General features: G+C 60.4%; 2 pseudogenes. Both read left to right on the top strand.

From position 1 onward, the window contains the following. Positions 1-273: pseudogene (locus tag ACF08N_RS38035) on the top strand (IS5/IS1182 family transposase); the annotation flags it as partial. A 1,680-nt stretch (positions 274-1,953) separates the two neighbouring features. Further along, positions 1,954-2,384 (top strand): annotated as a pseudogene (locus ACF08N_RS38030) (transposase); the annotation flags it as partial. Between the last annotated feature and the right edge of the window lie 92 nt (positions 2,385-2,476).

Below are 2,476 nucleotides of genomic sequence, written 5' to 3'. Positions count from 1 at the left end.
CGCCTGCACGCCGACAAGGCCTACGACGTCCCCCACCTGCGGAGATGGTTACCCGGCAAACGCATCGGCGCCCGCATCGCCCGCAAAGGCATCGAGTCCAGCGAACGCCTCGGCCGCCGCAGATGATGGGTCATCGAACGGGCGGTGTCCTGGCTGACCGGCTACCGCCGACTCAACCACCGCTACGAACGACATCCCTGTAACTACCTGGCATTTCTCGGCCTCGCCGCCGGCATCTGCTGCTACAAGCGACTCATCCGCCTCACCACATAGGACACGGTCTAAGAGAGTCTGTTGCCTCCGCTTTCACTGCCTCCTGCCAGGCACCTGCACTAGCACGGTGAGCCGGACGTAGCCGACGGCGTATCTGCAACAGCGACGTGATTTCCAGCCAGATGGCAGGAGACCAGACCCTCTTGGGGGCCAGGTGCGGGCGCGCAGCACCGAGCAAGGACGCCTCAGGCTGACGGGTGCGGCTGAGTTCCGGAGGCAGCCCCTCTGCGGTATATCGGAGTGGTCGGCTGATGGGTATTTGTTCCTCACTCCGTGATGTTCTCGCGATCTGTGAGCGCTGGTACGGAAAGATCCCTGACAACGGCCTCTTCACTTCCGGAAGGCATGCTGTAGTTGAGGCCTATGCAAGCGGAGTTTCTGGAAAAAAATAACTGGAAGACATATGAATATGGCGCCTCTTACCGGCGCCTGTGCAGTCTTCAGGCTAGGCCACCGTTTCAGGCACGAATTCAGCCTATGCTGAAGTGACTCCTAGCGGAGTATTTGGCTGCAGTGTCAGGCAATTGGAGCAACGGCTGACGCTGCTTCGATGGTCTGTCCGCCTCAGCTATGAGTACAGCGCAAGCAGATTGCCACTGCGTACAGCTGGGGCTAGCTCAGCGAGTGCAAATAACTATCCACCTTACAAGACTGCGCTAGAAGCGCCTAGTCTCTGGCAAGGGCACAGCAGATTGGGAGTGGAAAATGTCTGGTCGAAGAGGGGGAAACCTCTCTCCGCCTGGGCTGCTGCCGTCACGCGCGGCGCTGTGGACCACATCCAGACGGTTGCGCCCCGGTCTGCGAGTACCGTCGAAGGGAAGCCAAGAAATGGTCAGAAAAATAGCCGCTCTCGCGGTGTCAGTCATTTCGTCTCTCGGCCTGTTGCTAACATCTGGCACCAGTGCCCAAGCTGCCTCATCATTCCAGGGCTGCACTGGCTGGCAGACCGTCAACCGGACCGCGTGGCCCAATGCGTACGCTTTCAGCTGTGTTGAAGTTGACGGCGTATATAAGCGCGGTTATCTTCTGGTTAAGAATTTTGGGCCTGGCGCAGTGTCAGGGAAATTTGTCTCAACTTCGATGCAGGGGCTTGGTGGAAACACGGCATGCAAGACCGGTGTGTTCTCGTTGGCATCAGGACAGGCGGTTGAATGCCGCAGCTCCTGGGTTCCCGACTCTACCGCCTTTGCGAATGCATCAGAGTCGACCGTCACCTACTGGCACCCCGGATTTATGCAGTACTTCTCCACAACCGTCTGGTCTCACCAAGTTTAAGCAAGAAGCCGGAGCCAAAATGATGTCCAGGCTCACTCTCCGGTGGTTTAGGAGGTGACGAGGCAGTCGGCGGACTTGGAGTGGAAGTCTCTTGGCTTGCGTTTTGTCTCCCGGCAGATGTGTACGGTGGTCGTGAGTTGGCGTTTTAGCGTGCTGACGTCTATCGGGACGGATGCTGGTTGCCGGCGTCCGTCCCGATAGAGGGCAGCTCTCCTGGCCTTGAAACATGGGCTGGGTAGGTGTAGTCAGCGCGGGTGTTCCTGAACACCGCGTACACGTCCTCACGGCCGAGCCAGCTGAGCGGTGGGTGATCGGGATGCCCCGGTGGTCATGAATGTTACCGACAGACACCATCCATAAGCGCCGCGCAGCGAGTCCGTGTGACGTGGAGATGAAACAGCCGGTGTGGCCCCGCTCTTGCCTGCGCGTCCGCCTCGGCGGCATCGGTATCCGGGGCGATTGCCGGCGGATGACCGGGTGCTCTGCGGGACATCGTTTACGTGCTGTGCAAGAGCGTGAGCTGGCGGGACGTTCCGGCTGAGCAGGTTGGCTGCAGCGGTGTGACAGCATGGCGGCGTCTGCGGGACTGGACCGAGGCCGGTGTCTGGCCGCAGCTGCACGAGCGCGGCGCTTAAGGAAGGCCGCGTCACCGGCCACGCCGGCTGTTCGCGGACCGCGGCTACGACAAGTACCGCCGCCTTCTCCGGGCCTGCGGCATCACACCGAAGATCGCCCGGAAAGGCACAGCCCATGGCTCCGGTCTGGGCAAGACCCGCTGGGTCGTAGAGCGGACCTTCGCCTGGCTCCACCAGTTCAAACGCCTCTGGATCCGCTACTAGGGTCCGTCTTCAAAGATCATCGGATGGTGGATCATGGTTGGGTGATACGTCGCCATGAACTCACCGATCAGGAGTGGGAGTTACTTGCT

Source organism: Streptomyces sp. NPDC015127 (assembly GCF_043080095.1).
Taxonomy (GTDB): domain Bacteria; phylum Actinomycetota; class Actinomycetes; order Streptomycetales; family Streptomycetaceae; genus Streptomyces.
This window is presented reverse-complemented; position numbering and strand designations above follow the sequence as displayed.